The sequence below is a fragment of the Cupriavidus campinensis genome (assembly GCF_905397395.1).
Lineage (GTDB): Bacteria > Pseudomonadota > Gammaproteobacteria > Burkholderiales > Burkholderiaceae > Cupriavidus > Cupriavidus campinensis.
On sequence record NZ_CAJPVH010000139.1, the window covers coordinates 1 to 1445 of the forward strand.

Consider the following 1445-nt stretch of genomic DNA (forward strand, 5'->3'; position numbering starts at 1 on the left):
TGAACTGACCCCCAGAAGTTGGACGGTTGATGGCTAGGCCGGAAAGGGCTGAGTCCTGTATTGCACGGGACTCAGCCCTTTTAGTTTGAGCTTGATGCGGTCATGATTGTAGTAGTGAATGTATTGGCGCAGTCCATCCTGCAGTTGCTCGATGCTGGTGAACTTGTTCAGGTAGAAGAATTCGGACTTTAGGATGCCGAAGAAGCTCTCCATGGCAGCGTTGTCGAGGCAGTTACCTTTGCGCGACATACTGGGACGGACACTGCGCTGCTTGAGCATCGATCGATAGGACGCCATTTGGTATTGCCAGCCCTGATCCGAATGCAGGATCGGTCGGTCCTTGGGGCCGAGTCGAGCAAACGCCTTCTTGAGCATTTTGCTTACCATCTCGAACAACGGACGCCTGGCCATCTCGTATGCGACGATCTCGCCGTTATGCAGGTCCAGCACCGGCGAGAGGTATAGCTTCTCGCCGGCGACGCTAAATTCGGTCACATCGGTTACCCATTTCTGATTCGGACGCCCGGCGTGGAACTGCCGTTGCAACACGTTGGGCGCAACTCGGCCCACCGCACCTTTGTAAGAACGGTATTTCTTTGGCCGGACGAGAGACTTCAGGCCCATGGCTTTCATCAGGCGCTGAACCGTCTTGTGGTTGACGATCAATTCCGCTTTCCGAAGCGCCGCCGTAATGCGGCGGTAGCCGTAGCGACCTTTGTGCTGCGCAAACAGCTCACGGATTCTTGCCTTCAGTTCCGCATACCTGTCCTGCGCCTGAAGTACTGTTTGCTGATAGTAGAAGGTGCTTCGTGCCAGGCCTGCGACCTTCAACAGCCCCGCCAATGGATACTGCCGCCTTAGCTCAAGCACTATTTGCGCTTTTTGGGTTGCGCAGATTTCTTGTTCGCTTGAACTAAGGCGTCGAGTTTTTTTAGGTAGGCGTTCTCCATGCGCAGGTAGTTCAGCTCGTCAATGAGCTCCTCGCGCGTGCGCGTGCGATCACTAGATGGCTTCGGTGGCTTTGCTTTGGGAGTGGGTGGCGACATCTTCCTGGGACGCCCTTTTGGGCGCGATGACAAGGCCTCTATACCCCCTGCATCATACTGGCGTTCCCAAATGCCAATCGCACCGAAGTTGCGAATATCGAACCATGCTGCGACTTCGCGATGCGACAACCGCTGGCTTCGCATCCGCTTCAGCACGGCAAGCTTGAACTCGGCGCTGTAGTGCGTGTACTTCCGTTTGATGCTCGCCGCGCCATGCAGGCGGTATCCCGCCACCCAGCGCCGTACTGTTCCGCTGTCTATTTCATGGCGTTTGGCGATCTCACCATAGCCTGCCTGACCGTCCAGGTAGCTCTGGATAACTGTCAGCCTGAACTGCTCCGAGTACCGATACATGAAAACACCCCAAAAGTTGGTGTCCAACTTTTGGGGTGCAGTTCA

The 1445-nt window shown here is 55.6% G+C and carries 1 protein-coding gene; it reads right to left on the minus strand.

All coding sequences use genetic code 11. The features are described 5' to 3' along the window. Positions 1–33: 33 nt before the first annotated feature. Positions 34–1400 (minus strand): IS3 family transposase gene (locus tag KHO18_RS28205; RefSeq protein WP_377732733.1). Its coding sequence is split into 2 segments (ribosomal slippage): positions 34–920 and positions 920–1400, totalling 1368 coding nucleotides; the frame shifts between segments, so codons are not numbered across the junction. Between the last annotated feature and the right edge of the window lie 45 nt (positions 1401–1445).